The sequence below is a fragment of the Gillisella vitis genome, from assembly GCF_001541345.2.
GTDB classification, from domain to species: domain Bacteria; phylum Pseudomonadota; class Alphaproteobacteria; order Rhizobiales; family Rhizobiaceae; genus Allorhizobium; species Allorhizobium vitis.
On record NZ_LMVL02000007.1, the window covers coordinates 56,325 to 74,864 of the forward strand.

The 18,540-nt window shown below is 57.6% G+C and carries 16 protein-coding genes and 2 pseudogenes; 16 read left to right on the plus strand and 2 right to left on the minus strand.

The window, feature by feature from the left end; all coding sequences use genetic code 11:
- The first annotated feature begins 11 nt into the window (after positions 1–11).
- From ASB66_RS21245 to ASB66_RS21275, 7 genes and pseudogenes are all read left to right on the plus strand, one after another.
- A complete protein-coding gene (locus tag ASB66_RS21245) occupies positions 12–896 on the plus strand; it encodes an amino acid ABC transporter substrate-binding protein (RefSeq protein ID WP_234625150.1) in 885 nt (294 codons plus the stop codon).
- 61 nt (positions 897–957) lie between these two features.
- Positions 958–1,827, plus strand: coding sequence for an amino acid ABC transporter substrate-binding protein (locus ASB66_RS21250; RefSeq protein ID WP_234823941.1), 870 nt, complete (start codon positions 958–960; stop codon positions 1,825–1,827).
- 177 nt (positions 1,828–2,004) lie between these two features.
- Positions 2,005–2,157: pseudogene (locus tag ASB66_RS27190) on the plus strand (transposase); the annotation flags it as partial.
- Between the two features lie 484 nt (positions 2,158–2,641).
- Entirely contained in the window at positions 2,642–6,076 is a 3,435-nt protein-coding gene (locus ASB66_RS21260; RefSeq protein ID WP_060716665.1) for a response regulator, read from the plus strand.
- The gene (locus ASB66_RS21265) at positions 6,073–6,912 is read left to right on the plus strand and encodes a CheR family methyltransferase (RefSeq protein ID WP_060716664.1); all 840 of its coding nucleotides are present in this window, start codon (positions 6,073–6,075) and stop codon (positions 6,910–6,912) included. The genes ASB66_RS21260 and ASB66_RS21265 overlap by 4 nt, the downstream gene beginning before the upstream one ends.
- Positions 6,909–7,475, plus strand: coding sequence for a chemotaxis protein CheB (locus ASB66_RS21270; protein WP_234625147.1), 567 nt, complete (start codon positions 6,909–6,911; stop codon positions 7,473–7,475). Before ASB66_RS21265 ends, ASB66_RS21270 begins: the two co-directional genes overlap by 4 nt.
- 7 nt (positions 7,476–7,482) lie before the next feature.
- Positions 7,483–8,544, plus strand: coding sequence for a response regulator (locus ASB66_RS21275; RefSeq protein ID WP_060716663.1), 1,062 nt, complete (start codon positions 7,483–7,485; stop codon positions 8,542–8,544).
- A gap of 795 nt (positions 8,545–9,339) precedes the next feature.
- Here ASB66_RS21275 and ASB66_RS21280 read toward each other — a convergent pair.
- Complete coding sequence (locus ASB66_RS21280; protein WP_060716662.1) at positions 9,340–10,251, minus strand: ribokinase; 912 nt, start codon at positions 10,249–10,251, stop codon at positions 9,340–9,342.
- Positions 10,252–10,389: 138 nt separating this feature from the next.
- Here ASB66_RS21280 and ASB66_RS21285 point away from each other — a divergent pair, with 138 nt between their 5' ends.
- The 9 genes and pseudogenes from ASB66_RS21285 (at position 10,390) to ASB66_RS21325 (ending at position 18,082) form a co-directional block, all read left to right on the plus strand.
- Positions 10,390–11,145, plus strand: coding sequence for a FadR/GntR family transcriptional regulator (locus ASB66_RS21285; RefSeq protein WP_060716661.1), 756 nt, complete (start codon positions 10,390–10,392; stop codon positions 11,143–11,145).
- A 29-nt stretch (positions 11,146–11,174) separates the two neighbouring features.
- A complete protein-coding gene (rpiB, locus tag ASB66_RS21290; protein ID WP_060716660.1) occupies positions 11,175–11,621 on the plus strand; it encodes a ribose 5-phosphate isomerase B in 447 nt (148 codons plus the stop codon).
- A 13-nt stretch (positions 11,622–11,634) separates the two neighbouring features.
- Positions 11,635–12,579 (plus strand): NAD(P)-dependent oxidoreductase, encoded by a 945-nt coding sequence (locus tag ASB66_RS21295; protein WP_420094381.1) that lies wholly within the window; start codon positions 11,635–11,637, stop codon positions 12,577–12,579.
- Positions 12,576–13,253: an amino acid ABC transporter permease gene (locus tag ASB66_RS21300; protein ID WP_060716658.1), complete on the plus strand. Its 678-nt coding sequence runs from the start codon at positions 12,576–12,578 to the stop codon at positions 13,251–13,253. The genes ASB66_RS21295 and ASB66_RS21300 overlap by 4 nt, the downstream gene beginning before the upstream one ends.
- A 10-nt stretch (positions 13,254–13,263) precedes the next feature.
- Positions 13,264–13,941, plus strand: coding sequence for an amino acid ABC transporter permease (locus tag ASB66_RS21305; RefSeq protein ID WP_060716657.1), 678 nt, complete (start codon positions 13,264–13,266; stop codon positions 13,939–13,941).
- Positions 13,942–13,962: 21 nt separating this feature from the next.
- Positions 13,963–14,688 carry an amino acid ABC transporter ATP-binding protein gene (locus tag ASB66_RS21310; protein WP_060716656.1) on the plus strand — a complete coding sequence of 242 codons (726 nt, stop codon included), beginning with the start codon at positions 13,963–13,965 and terminating at the stop codon, positions 14,686–14,688.
- Between the two features lie 25 nt (positions 14,689–14,713).
- Positions 14,714–15,517 (plus strand): transporter substrate-binding domain-containing protein, encoded by an 804-nt coding sequence (locus ASB66_RS21315; RefSeq protein WP_060716655.1) that lies wholly within the window; start codon positions 14,714–14,716, stop codon positions 15,515–15,517.
- A gap of 200 nt (positions 15,518–15,717) precedes the next feature.
- Positions 15,718–16,476, plus strand: coding sequence for a transporter substrate-binding domain-containing protein (locus tag ASB66_RS21320; protein ID WP_060716707.1), 759 nt, complete (start codon positions 15,718–15,720; stop codon positions 16,474–16,476).
- A 729-nt stretch (positions 16,477–17,205) separates the two neighbouring features.
- Positions 17,206–18,082, plus strand: a pseudogene (locus tag ASB66_RS21325) (IS630 family transposase).
- Positions 18,083–18,257: 175 nt separating this feature from the next.
- Here ASB66_RS21325 and ASB66_RS21330 read toward each other — a convergent pair.
- On the minus strand, positions 18,258–18,494 hold the full coding sequence (locus tag ASB66_RS21330) for a hypothetical protein (RefSeq protein ID WP_060716654.1): 237 nt from the start codon (positions 18,492–18,494) through the stop codon (positions 18,258–18,260).
- Between the last annotated feature and the right edge of the window lie 46 nt (positions 18,495–18,540).

Genomic DNA, 18,540 nt, shown 5'->3' on the forward strand with positions numbered 1-18,540 from the left:
GCATGCGCAGCATTGGTACCGCACTGACCGCCCTGACACTTGCTTGCGTGGCAACTGCTAACGCGCTGGCTGGCGAAGCCACGCTCGACAAGATCGCAAGGAGCGGTGTCATTACTTTAGGCTATCGCCAGACCGAACCTCCGTTTTCGTACAAGACGCCGTCCGGAGACATCATCGGGTTCTCGATGGACCTTTGCCAGCATGTTGCGGCGGATATTGGCAAGCACCTCAAACGAGAAGATCTCAAATTAGAATATGTTCTTGCAACGCCGGCGACACGTTTCATCCTCGTCAAGAACGGGACGATCGATATCGAGTGCGCGGCAACCACCAACAATGCCGAACGGCGCAAAACAGTTGAATTTTCCTATCCTGACTTTCTGACCGCTACCCAGTTTGTGACGCGCCGAAGCGACAGCATCACGTCAATCGAGGATCTTACCGGTCGAACAGTGACGTCGGCGTCGGGTACGGTGAATATCGATCAACTCAATACTATCAACCGTGAGAAGAAGCTCAGCATAGCGGTGATAGCGACCAAGACCAATGAGGAGGCCTTCAATCTGGTCGTGTCCGAGCGGGCGCATGCTTTCGTGATGGACGGTATCCTACTTGCTGCCATGATCGCCCAGTCGGATGATCCGTCAAAATATTTGCTGTCCGAGGATATGCTGAGCAAGCCAGAGCCTTACGGCCTGATGCTTCGGAAAGACGACGAGGCGTTCAAAACGGTCGTCAACGACAGTCTGCGTAAACTGTTCATGAGCCCTGAGATGGATGCTATCTACGCGAAATGGTTCACATCACCGATCCCGCCGTCGGGCATGAACCTCAATCTTCCGATGTCTGGGGTCCTGAAGAAGGCTTATGCTGATCCAGTGGAGTATAAGGATTGACGTCTTTTCTACTTTGAGGGGGACATTGAATATGTTGAAGACGAGACGCCTGAGACTTCTGTTGGTATTCGTTCTGGTTGCTTTTACCGGAAAGGGGGCTTTTGCAGAAAATTCTCCGATACTCGATAGAATTCTGCAAACCGGGATCATCCGGATAGGATATTCGACAGATGACGCACCTTTCTCGTTTCTGGACGCGTCTGGTAAGCCGATCGGTTACTCGATCGATTTATGTTTGCGAATTGTCGACAGCTTGAGGCAAAAGTATACTCGGCCAGACCTGAAGATCGAATACGAGCCACGCTCAGCGGCGAACCGGTTTGCAAAGGTCATGGACGGGACGATTGATATCGAGTGTGTTTCGACCACGAACACCGCCGAACGTCGAAAGAGCGTGGCATTTTCCTATGCTCATTTTTTGACGGCGACCCAGTTCGTTTCTCTCAAGGCGAGTAACCTACATAGAATTGAAGATCTCGCTGGTCGAACGGTGACTTCGCCGGTGGCCACAAACAATATCGGTTATCTCAATAGCATCAACCGCAGCCGAAATCTCCACATCGCGGTTGTGCCAAGTAGCGACCAGCCGACCGCTTTTGCGATGGTGACCGAGGGGAGGGCATCGGCCTATGTCATGGATAGCATTCTGCTGGCAGTAACCATAGCAAACTCCGGAGCTCCGGAGAAATATAACCTTTCAGACGACTCTCTCATGGCTCCGGAACCCTACGGCCTGATGTTCAGGAAGGGCGACAATACTTTCAGGGAAGATGTCAACGCGGCATTGCGTCAGATTTTCCAAGGAGATGAAATCAAGGACACGTACGATCGCTGGTTCATGTCACCAATTCCACCCAACGGAATCAATCTCAATTTCCCGATGTCGTCGGCCCTGCGAACGATCCTGCATAACCCCGCCGATCAACAGTAATACCGGATTTCGCTGATCGCCACCTGGGGTCAGGACGTATTAATCTTTGAGTTGACTTCAAGGAGATGATTCAAGGTTGCAGGAGGATACTGCCTTGTCTCACTTGCTGATGATGACTTCGGAACAGATGCGCCGGATTGAGCCTTATTTCCCGTTGTCGCACGGGGTGCCGCGAGTAGCGATCGACGGGTTTTGAGCGGCACCCTGTTCGTGATCCGCAATGGCCTTCGATGGGGGGATGCCCCTGCAGACTATGGCCCGCACAAAACCATCTACAATCGCTTCATCCGGTGGATCCGGCCTGGTGTGTTCAATCGCATCCTTGCATAACTGGCAGCTCAAGGCGGGGAACCAGACAATCTGATGATCGATGCAACCCATCTTAAAGCGAATCGCACCGCTGCCAGTCTGCTTAAAAGGGGCTCTACCCCGATGTATCGGACGCAGCCGTGGCGGACTGATCACCAAGCTGCAAGTAGTCTGCGGCGGCCATGGCCGCCACGTCTGTTACATCTAAGCGAACGGCAGGCAAACAATCACAAAACCGCTGCAGCCGTAGTCCATGACTTTCCAAAAAACCCACACCTTGCTCGCCGATAGGGGGCCCAAAGTCATAAGGGATTTTAAGAGCGTCTTCTGGCCATGGAGTGTTATCTTCCAGCTGCTCAGACTTATCGCTCCGGGGTTTATGGCAGGTGATCGCGCGTGGCGGTCTTTTCCAGTTGACACCCACAATGGCATGCTCTTCACAGGAACGATCATTTCTAATCGCTTGCTGATCCCTTCCCGCCCACCCTGAAAACGAGAATCACCTATGAAGAAAAGCGCTGCGCCCGATCCGTCACGCCGAAACCTCGGTCTCGATCCCGGCGTTGCCCTTGGCCTTTTAGGCGCGATAATCTTCTTCCTAATCAGCGGGTTTGTTGCCAATTTCAACCTGCAGGCTTTGCGCGATGGCAATGAGAAGGTTGTCCAGACGCATGTCGCCATCGTCGCGCTGGACGAGCTGCTTTCTCATCTGCAGGATGCTGAAACCGGACAGCGGGGTTTCCTGCTGACCAATAACGAAAGTTATCTGGCACCCTACAATGCGGCGCTACGAGCAATCCCGACGCAACTCGATAAAATCGCGCAGTTAAGTGGGTCCAATATCGGACAGAGCCCGCGACTGACTGCGCTCCGGCAACATGTCGATGGCAAACTTTCCGAACTTAACGAGACGATCGAACTTCGCCGCACGGCAGGGCTGGAGGCGGCACTTGCCGTCGTCAACTCCGACCGCGGGAAGCTCGAGATGGATGCTATCCGCGCTCAAATCTCCGCCTTGGCGCAGGGACAAACAGAGGTTCGGGTGCAGCGGCTCGCCGAAATGAACGCTGCACAGCAGAGAGCACTTCTCAGTACGCTTCTAGCGGGGCTGCTCGGCATCGGACTAACAGTGGCGATTGGCTTGTTGATGCGCAGGGCCACTATGGCTCGGAGACGAGAAGAATGGCTTCAGTCCGGAGAAGTCGGCTTGTCCGGCGCTTTGTTGGGCGATCAACCGATGGAACAGCTCGGCAATAGCATCCTCGACTTCCTGACGCGCTATGTCGGCGCTGTCGCGGGAGCCGTATTCACCGGCGCCGGCGATCACTATCAGCGCGCTGCCGTCTACGGCATTCCGGATGACGCTAGCGTCCCGATGCGGTTCAAAGCCAGAGAAGGTCTTTTGGGGCAAGCTGCTGCTGAAGGTAGAGCAATGATGGTGGGCGAGGTGCCAGATGGCTATCTCGCCTTCGGCTCCGCTCTTGGACGGGATAAGCCGAAGCATCTGGTCATCCTGCCGGGACGCGTCGACGGCACTGTCAATTCCGTCATCGAGCTGGGCTTTCTGCGTCCGATCGACGAACGCATCGTCACGCTCCTGGAACGCGCTTCGGAAGCCGTCGCCATCGCCGTGCGGTCCGGAATTTATCGCAGTGAGCTTCAGAATCTGCTCGAAGAAACGCAACGTCAGTCGGAGGAGCTGCAGACCCAGAGCGAGGAGCTGCGCGTATCGAATGAAGAGCTGGAGGAGCAGGGCCGGGCGCTGAAGGAGTCGCAGGCGCGCCTTGAACAGCAACAGGTTGAACTTGAGCAGACAAATTCACAGCTCGAAGAGCAAGCCCAAGCGCTGGAGGTTCATAAGGATGATCTTGAACGGTCAAACGCTTCTGTTCAGCTCAAGGCGCGGGAGCTTGAGCAAGCAAGCCGATACAAGTCTGACTTCCTCGCCAACATGTCGCACGAACTGCGCACGCCGCTCAATTCCTCGCTGATCCTTGCGAAGCTGCTCGCCGACAACCCGAACGAAAATCTCACCGCCGAGCAGGTCAAGTTCGCACAGACGATCCAGTCTTCAGGCAACGATCTTCTGAACCTGATCAACGATATTCTCGATCTGTCCAAGATCGAAGCTGGCCATGTCGACATACGGCCCGAAGTGGTAACGGTCGAGCAACTGGCCGGCAACCTGCGGCAAGTCTTTCAACCCTTGGCAGCCGACAAGAAGCTTGATTTTTCGGTCGAGATTGGCCCCGATTGCCCCGCGACCATCGAGACCGATCAGCAGCGCCTCGAACAGGTGCTGAAGAACCTCCTTTCCAACGCCATCAAATTCACGGAAGCCGGCCGGGTAAGACTGTCGATCCGATCGGTTTCCGACGGTCAGGTTGCCTTCTCCGTGTCAGACACTGGCATTGGCATCGCCAAGGAGCAGCAGCGAAGCGTTTTCGAGGCGTTCCACCAGGCTGACGGCACGATCAGTCGAAAGTATGGGGGCACCGGTCTGGGACTGTCGATTTCCCGTGAGCTCGTGCGCCTCCTGGGCGGCTCTCTCGGACTGGAAAGCCAGCCGGGCGAGGGCAGTACCTTCACGCTCGCCATTCCGCCAGCCTACGATCCAGCCAAAGTCGCACCGCGCGACGCGCCCCCAAGCGCTGCCGTTGAGTCGGAGCGGCCGTCGTCGGAACTGGCCCGACCGGTAACCCCAAGACCAGCGTCGAAGGTCGAGGATGATCGTGATACATTGACCGACGCGAAACGCGTGCTTTTGGTCATCGAAGACGACGCATCATTTGCTGGCATCGTCCGTGATCTGTCTCGTGAGATGGGATTCCGCTCTCTGGTCGCTGGAACGGCCGAGGAAGCCTTGAACCTCGCCAAGGAATATATGCCGAGCGCGATCATCCTCGATGTCGGTCTACCGGATCAGTCCGGGCTTGCCGTCCTCGACCGGCTCAAGCACGATGTGCAGACGCGCCATATCCCAATTCACATTGTCTCGGGCAGCGATCATGCGGAGACCGCTCTGTCGCTTGGCGCAGTCGGATACGCCGTCAAGCCCGTCATGCGCGAGCAACTGGTCGAAGTGCTGGAGAAGCTCGAGTTCAAGCTGTCCCAGGGCGTACATCGGATCCTCATCGTCGAGGACGACCCGGTGCAGCGCGATGCCGTTGCAAGGTTGCTGAGTTCTGGCGATGTCGAGACTGTCACCGCCAGCACCGCCGCCGAATGCCTGGAACTGCTCAAGCAGCAGACCTTCGACTGCATGGTGCTGGATCTATCCTTGCCGGACGCCTCCGGCTATTCCCTGCTTGAAACGCTGAGCCGCGAGAGCGCCTACGCGTTTCCACCCGTTATCGTCTACACTGGACGCGACCTTTCGGCCGACGACGAACAACGTCTTCGCCGCTATTCAAAATCGATCATCATCAAGGGAGCAAAGTCGCCCGAGCGCCTGCTCGACGAGGTGAGCCTGTTCCTTCACAAGGTGATTTCCGAACTGCCGGACGAACAGCAGAAAATGATCCGCAAGGCCCAGAACAGGGATTCGCTTCTTGAAGGCCGCCGCGTTCTCGTCGTGGAAGATGACGTCCGCAATGTCTATGCCCTCACCAACATCCTTGAGCCCCGCGGTGTTGTCATTCAGATTGCGCGTAACGGCCAAGAGGCACTTGATGCTCTCCAGACCGCATCGTCGGCGGCAAGCGCGGCGATCGATCTTGTGCTCATGGACGTCATGATGCCCGTCATGGACGGCCTCACCGCCACGCGAGAGATTCGTAAAAATCCGGCATGGAAGAAGCTGCCAATCATCACGCTGACTGCCAAGGCCATGCCCGATGATCAACAGCGTTGCATCGATGCCGGCGCCAACGACTATATGGCAAAACCATTGGATGTCGAAAAACTATTGTCGCTCGTCCGTGTGTGGATGCCGAAATGAGCGAGACGCCCGCGCCGGAAAAGATCGAAGACATCGAGATCCGCCTCCTGCTGGAGGCCTTGTTCCTCAAATACCACTACGACTTCCGCAACTACGCGATGGCCTCGATAAAGCGACGCCTCAAGCAGGCTCGCCAACAGCTTGGGTTCGAGACCTTTTCGGCAATGCAGGAAAGTCTGCTCCACGATCCCGGTATGTTGCCGAAGCTCCTACGGTATCTTACCGTCCAGGTCAGCGAGATGTTTCGCGATCCGAGCTATTTCAAGGCGATCCGGGAGAAGGTGGTGCCGCATCTGCGAACCTATCCTTCGCTCAAGGTTTGGGTTGCCGGATGCAGCGAAGGTGAGGAGTTGTACTCGCTGGTTATCCTGTTTCGCGAGGAGGGCCTGGAAGACCGCACGCTGTTTTACGCAACCGATATCAATCAGGAGGCACTGCAGTCGGCCGAGGCAGGTATCTATGCTTTGGAGCGGGTTCAACTTTTTACCGAGAACCACCGAAAGTCCGGGGGGAAATCCTCTCTGTCCGATTACTACCAAGCCGCCTATGGCAGCGTGGTCTTCGACAGCACCCTGCGCCGCAACGTCCTGTTTTCGGATCACAGCCTCGTCACCGATGCTGTGTTTGCCGAGATGCAGCTGATCTCCTGCCGGAATGTCATGATCTACTTCGATCGTCCCTTGCAGGACCGAGCGCTTGGACTGTTCAAGGATTCTCTCGCTCGCAAGGGTTTCCTCGGCCTTGGCTCCAAGGAGAGTCTCCGCTTTTCGAACCAAGGTGGTTCTTTCTCGGACTTTGTGCGAGAGGAGAAAATCTATCAGAGGCGGGGTGAATGATGTCGGTAAATCCCGAAGCGATCGTAATCGGTGCGTCAGCCGGCGCTCTTGAGGCACTATCGGCGATTTTGCCGGTTCTGCCGCGAGACTTCCGATTACCGATCATTGTTGTCGTGCACGTTCCGCCGGACAAACGTAGCGTCATGGCCGAGCTTTTCCAGGCGAAGTGCCAACTTTCGGCGCGTGAGGCCGAGGACAAGGAGCCGCTCGCCGGCGGGACGATCTATTTCGCGCCGCCGGACTATCATCTACTGCTTGAAGCCGATAGGAGCCTTGCACTGTCTAGCGACGAGCCCGTCCTCTTCTCCCGCCCCTCGATCGACGTTCTATTTGAGAGCGCCGCGGACGCTTACGGGCCGGCCTTGATCGCAATCGTGCTCACGGGCGCCAACAGCGATGGCGCCAAGGGGTTGCAGGCTGTAGTAGACGCAGGGGGAGCGGCGCTTGTCCAGGATCCAGCGGATGCGTTCGCGTCCGCAATGCCCGAAGCTGCCATTCAATTGTGTCCGAGTGCCCGTGTCTTGTCGCTCGACGCGATCGCAGAATATTTAAGAGAGGTTTAAGACGAATATGGAGCCTGTGCCGTTTCTACTGGTCGATGACCTTGAGGAAAACCTCCTGTCACTGGAAGCGCTGCTTCGTCGCAATGATCTTCTTATTCTCAAGGCAAAATCGGGCGATCAGGCTTTGGAAATTCTGCTGCACAACGACGTCGCTCTGGCGCTCGTCGACGTGCAGATGCCGGGTCTCAATGGGTTCGAGCTTGCGGAGTTGATGCGCGGCAATGAGCGAACCCGACGCATCCCGATCATCTTCGTCACCGCAGGCACCACCGACGCGCATCGCCGCTTTCGCGGTTACGAGGCAGGTGCCGTCGATTTCATTCAGAAACCGATCGAACCGGATATTCTGCGCAGCAAGGTTGACGTTTTTTTTGAGCTCTATCGCCAGCGGCAACAGCTTGCAGCGCAACGCGACGAACTCGTAAAACATGCCCAAGCGCTGAAAGATGCCGCCGGCCACAAGGATATCCTGCTCCGCGAGATCAACCACCGCATCAAAAATCTCTTCAGCCTGGCTGCCGGGCTGATATCGCTGAGTGCCCGGCCTGCCACCAGTGTTGCCGAGCTTGAAACCGATCTTCGGTCTCGTATGCATGCGCTGGCACGAGCCCATGAACTGACATTACCCGACTTTGAGACAGGCAACGATGGTGGCCAGATCGCGACCACGGTCACCGCACTGCTGAAAGCGATCGTGGCGCCGCATGATCACGCAGAGGGTTCTCGCATAACGATCACCGGTTCGGACGCGCCATTGACAGGCACCGCCCTCACATCGCTTGCACTACTTTTGCACGAACTGACCACCAATGCCGCCAAGTACGGTGCACTATCGACATCCGAGGGACGCCTGACCATCGATGTTACTGCGGCCGAAGAACTTCTGCATTTGAGGTGGGACGAGAGAGGCTCTCCGCCACCGCCCGAAGTATCGACAAGGGCAGGCTTCGGAACGACCTTGGAAAAAGCTGCCTTGCAAGGATTGAACGGCGCGATCTCCAGGGATTGGACGAGTGAAGGCCTATCGCTGACGCTCGAAATTCCGTTGGAAAGTTTGGTCAAGACCTGACGTCGTGGGAGCCGTGTGCCCTTGGAATGTCAAATTGGAACGCGAACTCATCTGCCTTATCTCTTGAACGGGAGCCGACCGCGGTGCCTCCCATGGTCGCCGAGTTTAGATTCTGGGTGGACATCTCTGCAGCCAGCCTGCCGCCAGTATGAACCATCTGTACTGCCCCTCCATTCGATCTCTCATGCTTCGCTATCTCAGTGGGCCGACAGACAGCGCCATCGCCCCCCTGTATTCAATTAGCGTGATGTCGGAGTGATTTCCTGCTGTGGCGGCAGGCTAGATCTGCAGCCTTCGACATCGGTAAGCAGCAGTCGTGCCTGCGTGCCCCAGCCGCCGATAAGAATATCTTGCTTGCCGTCGCCGTCAAGGTCACCGTGCCAGCGCTCCAGCTTCGCCAGACGGTAATCCCCGGAACCACGTCGGCCGACACGTCGATAAACTTGCCCGTTCCATCATTCTGCCACGCCCGAGGCTGCAGAGGAACAAATTTAGGGACCTGGATCGCGCCAACGAGAAGATCCGGTGCGCCATCATCGTTCCGATCGAGAATAGTTCCTGCCCAGCTTGAAAGTGTGTTCTTCGGCAATCGGGCATTGGTCTCGTCCTGAAGCGCCCGTTGCCATCGTTAATGAAAAGACGTGTCTACGGATCCTAGTCCCAACCCATGTTATTGCTGGTGATGTTGGAAAAACAGGATGTCCGGGTGACCGCCTTGTTCACGTCCGCGACTTTCACACCGCGTGTTTCCATGCGGAGATATATCGACCACTGATTGTCTCGAAAAAAGCGTCGTCACTTCCGATCGAGAAGGGCAGCATCAAGCGATGACGCCGCTGGCATTGACGTTTGAGCGCCATGCTTCAGGCAAGCGAGGGAGCCGGCCGCCGCTGCACGTCGTAGTGCTTGCGGGAATGATTTTCCCTGATCTAGACTGGCTGCCAGGTAGCCGCAGAAGGTATCGCCGGCGCCGACCGTATCGACGGGCTCTATCGTCAGGCCTTCGGCGGATAGGATCTCGTTCCGGCGAATAGCAACGACCCCAGCCGCTCCAAGCGTGACGACAATCGTCTGTCCGGAATGCCCATAGAGTGCTTTGAGTGCGGACATGGATGCGGCCCGATCCTCAATCGTTTGTCCGGTCAGCAATCCGAACTCGCTCTCATTGGCGACGACGATATCGGCCAGCATTGCGAGCCGTGCCGTCTCGGCCGTGAAGGGGGCGATGTTCAGCATGGTGACGATGCCCTTTTCCCGGCTTGCCATGAGCGCTGTTTCAGCGCTGTCCGCCGATATTTCCATCTGGAGAAGGAGAATGTCCCCAGACTTCATCGAAGCGACCAATGAGCGCGCCATGTCCGGCGTTACCAGCGCGTTGGCGCCCGGCACTACCGTGATCATGTTCTGCCCCGACGCGTCGACGAGGATGATCGCCGTGCCGGTCGCAGCCGGCTGGGTCTGGACCCCGGAAAGGTCGACCGATGCAGCATTCAATTCGGCAAGTGCTGCGGCCGCGAATACATCGTCGCCGACCGCTCCGACCATCTTGACCGCACTGCCGGCAAGTCGGGCTGCAAGCGCCTGATTGGCGCCTTTGCCCCCTGACGTTGTCGCGAATGACTGTCCCGCCACGGTTTCGCCGGGGCCGGGTATGCGCTCTGTCCTGGCAACCAAATCCATGTTGATGGACCCCAATACGCATATCATCGTCTTCTCTCCTTCCTTCCTCGGTTGCCGCTACGACGCCGACCTTCCGAGCTTGATTTCGGAGCCACGCCAAGACACCGCTTGACGGAGGCGTTGCTGTGGCTATATGAGTGGTCATACCACGGTATGGACAATTAAATGACCGACAGCAAGACTATTCGTCGTGAACCGCAAGAGGCAGGGGCCCACAATCGAGTGGCAGCGTTTCTGCGAGACCAGTTGTTGTCGGGTGAACTGAAGGCGGGGGACTGTCTTTTGCCCGAGCGAGAGCTGGCAGCTCACCTGAATGTCAGTCGCCCCGTTCTTCGCGAGGCGTTGCGAGCCTTGTCAATGATTGGTGCCGTCGAGATCAGGCACGGGGTCGGCACGATCGTCCGGCGTCCCGATGCCACCGCGCTAGGTGATGTCTTCAGCTTCATGCTCGCCCACGGCTCGAACGTGACTGGCGACATCATGGAGGCGAGAAAGGCGATCGAGCATCACGCCGTGCGGCTTGCCTGCCAGCGAGCCACCGAGCAGGATTTCGCCAATGTCACAAATGCACTTCGACATATCGTCGCTACGATCGATAATCCGGAAGCTGGCGGCATCGCCGACTTCCAGTTTCACGAGGCGATCGTCAGCGCGTCCCATTCACCGACGCTCGTCACGATCTATGCGTCGATTTCCCAGCTGATGATGCGCTCCCACCTGGAGCGCCGCGAGAAGATCATCCGGGTCGAAGGAATAGAAGAGTTCCTGATCGATCACCATCGCCTGATCCTGGAGGCGCTTGCGGCCCGCGATCGCGTCCGGGCCGATGATCTGCTCCACCAGCATTTCGAAATCGGCGCCGATTTCCGGCGCCGTGCCAACCTGCACGACATTTCCATAGGAACCGGCGTTTCGGCCTAGTTTCCATTCAATCAAACGGGAGGATAATCATGAATATTGTCATCGGCAGCGATCACGCGGGTTTTCCGCTGAAGGCGGATGTCATCGCGGTGCTCGAAGAACTCGGCCATGTCGTAGAAGACATCGGCAGCTTCACGCAGGAGCCCGTCGATTTCCCGGATATTGCAGGCCTTCTCTGCAAGAAGGTCCGCGACGGAGCAGCCGAACGTGGCATCCTGGTTTGCGGCACCGGCGTTGGCGCCGCGATTGCGGCCAACAAGGTCAACGGCATTCGCGCGGCCGTCTGCCACGACGTGCATTCGGCCCATCAGAGCGTCGAGCATGACGATGTCAACGTCATGTGCATTGGCGCCAAGATCGTCGGCCCCTGGCTCGCTCGTGATCTCGTCGTCGCCTATCTCGAGGCGGAATTCGACCGCAACGAGGATTTTGTCCGTCGCGTCGAAAAGCTCACTGCCATGGAGCAGGCCAACTGACCGACACTGGCTCGTGACGCAGGGAGAGAGCGACATGACGAATCAAGATCTACCCAAACTGGCATTTATCGGACTGGGCGTGATGGGCCGCGAAATGGCGCTTCATCTTGCCGGCGCTGGTTATCCGCTGAGCGTGTTCGATATATCGTCCGCTGCGGCCGATGCTGTCGTGGCAAAGGGCGCGACACGCTGCGAGAGCGTGGCTGTGGCCGTCAAGGATGCCGAGATCGCCATCTCGATGTTGCCCAACACACCGCAGGTCGATGATGTCGTCAACCGCGACGGCGTGCTGGCCAACATGAAGAGCGGCAGCATCTTCATTGACATGAGCACGATCTCGCCGGAAGCCACCCGGGCGATGGGGGCGGCCCTTGCTGGACAGGGCATCACAATGCTTGATGCACCGGTGTCCGGCGGCCCGATTGGTGCCAAGAATGCGGCGCTTTCGATCATGGTGGGCGGCGACCGCGCGGCATTCGACCGTGCCGAGCCCGTGCTGCGGGTGATGGGAACGACGATCAGCCATGTCGGTGCGCCGGGTGCAGGTCAAACGGTCAAGCTGTGCAACCAGCTTGTCTGCGCGATCAACATTCAGGCCGTCTGCGAGGCGCTTGCCCTCGGCCGGGCAAGCGGCGTCGACCTGTCGCAGATGCGGGACGTGCTGCTCGGCGGCTCGGCCTCGTCGTGGATGCTCGAAAAGCTCGGCCCCGCGATGATCGCAGGCGATGCCGGCGCCGGCTTCCGCATCGACCTGATGCTCAAGGACCTTCGCCTCGTGCTCGAAATGGCCGGACAGAACGATGTCGCGCTGCCTGGCACTTCACTCGTCACCGCACAATATGTGGAGGCCCGTGCTCACGGTGAGGGCTCGAATGGCAACCAGGCGCTGTTCCGGGTCTATGACCGGATGACGGGGCAGGACGCATCGCGCCTTCCGGTCATGGAAAATCAGTCATGACCCTCGATTTTTCTGTCGTCCTTCTCCGGTGGCAGATGCTGATCGACGGGATGGCGCTGACGGCTCAGCTCGCTCTGATCACGACGATCACCGGGTTCCTGATCGGCACGGCCTGCGCTATCGCGCGCCGGTCGGGCGGACCCGTGCTCCAGTGGGTCGCGGCAACCTATGTCGAGAGCTTCCGAAACACGCCGTTTCTGGTTCAGATCTTCGTGATCTACTTTGGCCTTTCGAGCCTGGGCTTCTCGTTCAGCGCGCTTGTGGTCGCGGTGATCGCGCTGACCGTCAATGTCGGCGCCTATACGGCCGAGATCATGCGGGCGGGTTTCGATTCGATCCAGAAGGGACAGTGGGAAGCCGGCGAATGCCTCGGGCTTTCGCCGGTGCAACTCTACTGGCATGTGGGACTGCGTCCCGCCATGGAGCGGGTCTATCCGGCTCTCACCAGCCAGTTCATCCTGCTGATGCTTGCCTCGTCGGTCACCTCGCAGATCTCAGCCGAGGAACTGACGGCGGCGGCGAATTTCATCCAGTCAGAAACGTACCGGCCTTTCGAAGCCTATATCGTTGTGGCGGTTCTCTATCTTTTTCTGTCGCTGGTCATGCGGGCCGTCTTCTGGGCGCTTGGCATGCTCATGTTCCCGCGCCGTCGCCGGCTCGGCACGCCGCTGTGAGGAGGGAACGATGACCACGGCATTCAATATCAACCATCTGCAGTTTCTGGTGACCGGAGCCTTCTGGACGCTTGTGCTGAGCGTCATGGCCTTCGTCGGTGGCGGACTGTTCGGCTTTCTTGTGGCTTTGGGCAGAATTACGCCGTCACGCACGGTTCGCATCTTCACTGGCGCCTATGTCCAACTGATCCAGGGCACGCCACTACTCGTGATCATGTTCATCATCTACTTCGGCCTGCCGACGCTCGGTTTCTCCATCACGCCGCTATTTGCCGCTGGCCTGTCTCTGACGATCTATGTCAGCGCCTATCTGGGCGAGATCTGGCGAGGTTGTCTGGAATCCGTGCCCAAGGCGCAGTGGGAAGCGGCGGAATGCCTGGCGCTGTCGAAGATGCAACGCATGTTCAAGGTCATCCTGCCACAGGCGGTAAGGATCGCGACCCCACCGACGGTCGGTTTCAGCGTCCAGATCGTCAAGAATACATCGCTCGCGTCAGTCGTCGGTTTTGTCGAGCTGACGCGCGCCGGGCAGCTCATCAACAATTCCATCTTCGAGCCCTTCCTCATCTATCTCGTCGTTGCAGCCCTCTACTTTTGCCTCTGCTTTCCGCTGTCGGCATTCAGTCAGAAGCTCGAGCGGCGGGGTCCGAGAATGCGGACGACGGTTAAGCCAGCGACACAAAGCTGAAGAGTTTGAGGGAGGCAGAGCATGCCAATGATTGCACTGAATGACGTGAGGAAGAGCTTTGGCGCGATCACCGTGCTCAAGGGTGTAACATTTTCCGTGGACAAGGGGCAGGTTGCAGCACTCATCGGTGCCAGCGGCTCAGGTAAGAGCACGGCTCTGCGCTGCATCGATCGGCTGGAGGTGATCGACAGCGGTGAGATCACGGTGGCGGACCACAGGGTTCACGATCCGAACCTCAATCTGAGAAAGCTCAGGCTCGACGTCGGCATCGTGTTCCAGAGCTACAATCTGTTTCCGCACCTCACGATCGAGGAGAACATCTTGCTCGCGCCGTGCTCGGTCAAGAAATTGCCGAAGACACAGGCCCATGAGCTGGCTCTTGCTGCACTTGAGAGGGTGGGCCTATCCGACAAGGCCGACAATTATCCCGAACAGCTGTCCGGTGGACAGCAGCAGCGAGCCGCTATCGCCAGATCGCTGGCGATGGAACCGAAGGTCATGCTGTTCGACGAGGTGACGTCGGCGCTCGATCCCAAGCTGACCGGCGAGGTGTTGCGCGTCATCGAGAAGCTCGCCGAAAGCGGCATGACCATGATCATGGTCACCCATGAAATGAACTTCGCACGCAAGGTGGCGGACCGCGTCATCTTCATGCATCGCGGCCTTGTCCACGAGGAAGGCGATGCCGGGATGCTAAGTGCTCCGCAAACATCGGAGCTGCAGGAGTTCCTGAGCCACGATCTGTAATTTTCATCAAACCGGAGGAATAAAGATGAAATTTCTGAAAACGCTTGCACTGGTTGGTACAGTAGGTGCTGTTCTAGCAAGCCAGTCGCTGCCGGCATCCGCCGACACCTTTGCCGACATCCTGGCCGCAAAGAAGATCCGCATCGCAACCGATCTTGCCATCCCGCCGTCTGGCATGCTGGACGCGAACCTCAAGCCCGTCGGTTCCGACGTGGAGACGGCCCAGCAGCTGGCCAAGGATTGGGGTGTCGAGGTCGAGTTCGTCCAGACGACGGGCGCGACCCGTATTCCGAACCTGCAGACCAACAAGGCGGATATCGTCATCTCCACCCTGTCTGTCACCCCGGAACGCGCCCAGGTGATCGATTTCTCGAAGCCCTATGCTGGCCTCCAGTCCGTCATCGCCGCGCCGGCGGCCTCGCCGATCAAGGATTGGGCCGATCTCAAGGGGCAGGCCATCACTGTGACCCGCGGCACGACCCAGGATACCGAGCTGACCAAGATGGCGGCCGAGCATGGCTTCACGGTGACGCGTTACGACGACGATGCGACGATGGTGACAGCCGCCGTATCCGGCCAGGCCAAGTTGATCGCGACCTCCGCCACGCTGGTCAAGCAGGTTCATGACAAGAACCCGACGCTGGCCTTTGAGCCGAAGATCACCATTCGCGTGCTGAACCTCGCGATTGGCGTTCGCAAGAACGAACCAGAACTGTTGGCGAAATTGAACGAATGGGTAGCTTCAAACCTTCAGAACGGGAAGCTCAACGAGATCTATCAGAAGTATCACGGCACGCCAATCCCGGCGGAGATCGTCAACCCAAAGTGACAGCGACCAAGTCGCTAGCGACTGCGGTGGTTGGGTCTGGAGGAGTGATTTTGCCACCGTGAATTCCGAATGGACCCGGAAGCCTTGCCATTGCGCAAGGCTTCCGAGGTTAAATTCCTAAAGCCGTCAACAAGAGAAAAAGTGGAGGAGAACGCATGGCAATCCGAAAGACTTTGGCCATAATTGGCATTTTAGGAGCAATGGCTGTGACAGTCGCGGCCAAAGCGGCAGCAGACAGTTTCAGCGACATCAAAACGGCTGGCAAGATCCGCGTGGCGATTGATCTTGCCAGCCCACCGAACGGGATGCTCGATGCAGGTCTCAAACCTGTCGGCTCGGATGTCGAAACTGCCGAACTGCTTGCGAGAGACTGGGGTGTTCAGCTGGAACTTATCCAGACGACCGGCGCGACACGCATCCCGAACCTGCAGACCAACAAGGCAGATGTCGTCATCTCGACCCTGGCAGTGACTCCGGAGCGTAAGCAGGTCATCGCGTTTTCGAAGCCCTATTCCGGCCAGTTGTCTATGGTCGCTGCACCCGCTTCGCTGCAGATCAGGGATTGGACGGATCTGAGAGGCAAGGTCGTTACCGTGTGCCGTGGAACGACGCAGGATACGGACATGACGAAGCGGGCAACGGAGTTCGGTTACACGATCGCCCGCTATGATGATGAAGGCGCGATGGTGACAGCAGCTGTGTCGGGGCAGGCGACGATTGTCGCCTCCTCAGAAGCGCTGATCAAACAGATTGCGGTAAAGAGCAAAGGAAATCCGTTCGAGCCGAAATTTACGATCCGCGTCTTCGACCTTGCCATCGGTGTCCGGAAAAACGAGCCTGAGTTGCTCGCAGCACTCGATCAATGGGTTGCCGACAATCTGAAGAACGGTAAACTCAACGATATATACCAGCGCCACCATGGCCATGCTCTGCCGAAGGAAGTCGTGGAGCGAAAGTAAGATCTCTTGATGCGCCAACCGCCAATACGGTGGAGACAGAAATAGCCGGTCGACTAATTTTCAAAGCCGCCGCCGATATTGCGGCGGTAGTCAGATCATCGCACTTTCCTTACCTTGAACTCGGTTCTTATCCATGAAAGTCGAGCCACTCTGGCATACTTATGGCCGAAGTGAACTCAATCCATCGGTATGGCTGACTGCCCACCTTGCCGTCGCCTATGTGCGATTTTGCACGAGCGCGGCGTGGTTGCGACACCCAAACATTGTTGGCAATGAAGGGGAAATAGAGCGGACCTCACTCATTTCAGAGATCCTCTAGGTTGCTGTGCGCGACAATGCCGACTGGTTAACTTCTGTCGTCGCCGGCGCAATAAATTGGAAGTCATTCGTGTATCAGATCTTTGCGATGCCTTTCCGGCGGGTCATTCAACCTTCCCCCTACAGCTCTAGTAGCTAGAAGTCGTTCAACGGCGTCCATTGTCCCAAGGGATCCATCATTAAAAATTTTGAGAGCGGAGAAAGGCGCTTTAATCTCGCTCCCCCACAACGGTAAACCGGCTTCCATGCTTTGGCGCTAGAGCGCGTCCGTTGAACGGAATCGTGTTGAGGATTCCCCTGACCCCCGAATTCTGGTTCAATCGCTCCGAATGGTGATTTGGTCGGAGGCAATATGCCCGAGCTTTCAGCGATGATCTGAGTAGTCGCGTTCTGGCTGCGTCACGGGATGGCATGTCGGCGCGCTCAGCAGCGACCGATTTGAGATTGGCATTTCGACAGCGATCGCTTGGATTGCGAGTGCGCGCGCTGGTCGGTTGAAGCCTGCGAAACAGGGCCGACGCGGCGGTTCGCGCCTCGATGCCCACGAGGACCTCATCGTCGGCATGATCAAAGAGGCGAAAGACATTACCCTCAACGAGATGGTCCTGCCATTGCGTGAGGGGAGAGCCGTCTCCATTGGCCGCAGCGCACTCGATGTCTGGCTGCGAAGGCGCGGCTGGACATTCAAAAAAGACCGCACATGCAGTGGAGCAGGAGTGTCCCGACCTCCTGAAGCGTCTCCGCGACTGGTTCGACGGCCAGTTCGATCTCGATCCGGCGCGGCTTGTCTTCATTGATGAAACCGGCCTGAGCACGAAGATGTCTCGGCTTCGCGGATGGGCCCGTTGCGACGATCGATGCCGCTCCCCGATCCCACACGGGCACTGGAAGACGACGACATTCACCGGGGCGCTCAGGCTCTCGGGCATTACAGCGCCTATGGTCCTCGACGGTGCGATGAACGGAGGCGCGTTCCAGGCCTTTGTCGAATAGGTTCTCGTTCGCATCTTGGCACCAGGCGACATCGTCATCATGGACAATCTGCCTGCACACAAGGCGGAAGGAGTGCGTCACGCAATCGAAGGTGCGGGATGCCGGTTACTCTACCTTCCTCCCTACAGTCCATACTTCAATCGAGAAGGCCTTCGCCAAGTTGAAGGCTGTCTTGCGCGCCAAAGCCGAGCGAACGGTCAAGGGCTTATGGAATACGGTCGGCCAGATCGTCACATTGTTCGAACCGCAAGAATGCGCCAACTTCTTCAAATCATGCGGATATGACCCCGAGTAAAACGGACACGCTCTAGATCCGCAGCACCGGTAATATCCCCTTCCAACATCACTAAGTCCAAACATCATCCGCCATTATAAAGTGCGAGCATGCCTGTCTTGGGCGCGTTGATGCCATCAGCTCAAACGAACCTTTGACGCTGAGACGTCATGCGGGCCTCAATACTGGCGTCACCTCATTGCTGTGCAGTGGGCCGTTCGAGCTCGATAACCTGAGCGCAAATCATCAGGTTCTGCGCAATTTCCCGGCACTGATCCGGCGTCATCGAAAACTGGACGGCCTGGGCGCATTTCCCCGGCTCACCGATCACCAGTTTTACGATGCAGGACATGCCTTGCTCGATGTAGCGACTGAACTCTTGTAGCGGCGGTCCAATAAGACGTCCGGCTTGATCGAGATCTGGAGGAGGCATGGTTGTGTTTCCAGGAGGCGTGACGATTCTGTTCCGTATTTGACCA

Bases quoted from the DNA above. Each gene is read 5' to 3' on its own strand.
- ASB66_RS21260 (WP_060716665.1), top strand. From the start codon at position 2,642: ATGAAGAAAAGCGCTGCGCCCGATCCGTCACGCCGAAACCTCGGTCTC.
- ASB66_RS21265 (WP_060716664.1), top strand. From the start codon at position 6,073: ATGAGCGAGACGCCCGCGCCGGAAAAGATCGAAGACATCGAGATCCGC.
- ASB66_RS21270 (WP_234625147.1), top strand. From the start codon at position 6,909: ATGATGTCGGTAAATCCCGAAGCGATCGTAATCGGTGCGTCAGCCGGC.
- ASB66_RS21275 (WP_060716663.1), top strand. From the start codon at position 7,483: ATGGAGCCTGTGCCGTTTCTACTGGTCGATGACCTTGAGGAAAACCTC.
- ASB66_RS21280 (WP_060716662.1), bottom strand. From the start codon at position 10,251: ATGATATGCGTATTGGGGTCCATCAACATGGATTTGGTTGCCAGGACA.
- ASB66_RS21285 (WP_060716661.1), top strand. From the start codon at position 10,390: ATGACCGACAGCAAGACTATTCGTCGTGAACCGCAAGAGGCAGGGGCC.
- rpiB (WP_060716660.1), top strand. From the start codon at position 11,175: ATGAATATTGTCATCGGCAGCGATCACGCGGGTTTTCCGCTGAAGGCG.
- ASB66_RS21300 (WP_060716658.1), top strand. From the start codon at position 12,576: ATGACCCTCGATTTTTCTGTCGTCCTTCTCCGGTGGCAGATGCTGATC.
- ASB66_RS21305 (WP_060716657.1), top strand. From the start codon at position 13,264: ATGACCACGGCATTCAATATCAACCATCTGCAGTTTCTGGTGACCGGA.
- ASB66_RS21310 (WP_060716656.1), top strand. From the start codon at position 13,963: ATGCCAATGATTGCACTGAATGACGTGAGGAAGAGCTTTGGCGCGATC.
- ASB66_RS21315 (WP_060716655.1), top strand. From the start codon at position 14,714: ATGAAATTTCTGAAAACGCTTGCACTGGTTGGTACAGTAGGTGCTGTT.
- ASB66_RS21320 (WP_060716707.1), top strand. From the start codon at position 15,718: ATGGCTGTGACAGTCGCGGCCAAAGCGGCAGCAGACAGTTTCAGCGAC.
- ASB66_RS21330 (WP_060716654.1), bottom strand. From the start codon at position 18,494: ATGCCTCCTCCAGATCTCGATCAAGCCGGACGTCTTATTGGACCGCCG.